Source organism: Bartonella sp. TS25HLJMH, assembly GCF_042193505.1.
GTDB classification, from domain to species: domain Bacteria; phylum Pseudomonadota; class Alphaproteobacteria; order Rhizobiales; family Rhizobiaceae; genus Bartonella; species Bartonella grahamii.
This window is the reverse complement of record NZ_JBHILV010000095.1, coordinates 1-782: the sequence shown is the minus strand read 5'-3', so window position 1 is coordinate 782 and position 782 is coordinate 1. Positions and strand designations below refer to the sequence as shown.

Below are 782 nucleotides of genomic sequence, written 5' to 3'. Positions count from 1 at the left end.
CCAGCCTAAGCTTTTTAAAAGTGCATGAGCACTTTCCATGGTGAGACGATCATCAGTGTCATCCGCTTCATCCACTTCCTCTGCCACTTCAACAGCAATAGTTTTGGAAGCAACAGATGCTGTTTGCGGATCCAAGCTCAAAATCGGTGCATTTTTCGGAAAACCTGCTCGATAACCCCGTGCAAGAGTGAGGAGATTATCAATTCTATATTTTGAGATTTCTTCCACAAAACCTAAAGGATTTCCCTTTCTAAAATTCTCCTTATAAGATTTGAGCTTTTCAACATCCCCAATCAAAACAAGCGCAATAAGGTGACGCGCTACAAGATCAAGTTCACTGTCTGGGGGAAAAGCTACATAATCATAAATGATTTGATTCACATTTTGCCGACCTGCCCATTCAAGAATATCCGCACTGATCTGCTTTAGCTTGCCTTCATCCAATTCAGTACTAGAAACTGTATAAACTTCTTCTGCTTCTTTGAGGGCTATATATTGAGGCATATTATAGAAAATCTCTCTATGAGCCGTAGAAAAACTAAGTGTTGAAAGGGAAGCCTTAAATGCAACAATCGGCTCTTCTTCATCACTTTGAAGGTTATACATTATATTGATGATACGGTCTTTACTTATAAAATAAGCATTGCGATTGTAGTTTTTATCACGATAAACTGTCCAACCCATTTCTTTTAATTGCTCTGCAGCTTTATTGAAAGTAATCAAAACTTGTGGACTAAGATGTGCTTCTGCTGCCTCTCGCTCATTAAGGATTTTCAGATGTT

Annotated in this window: 1 protein-coding gene; it reads right to left on the bottom strand. The window is 38.6% G+C overall.

The genetic code is table 11. The features are described from left to right. A partial coding sequence (locus ACFINF_RS09430) for a DUF6990 domain-containing protein (RefSeq protein WP_375620619.1) occupies window positions 1-782 on the bottom strand: 782 nt, incomplete at both ends.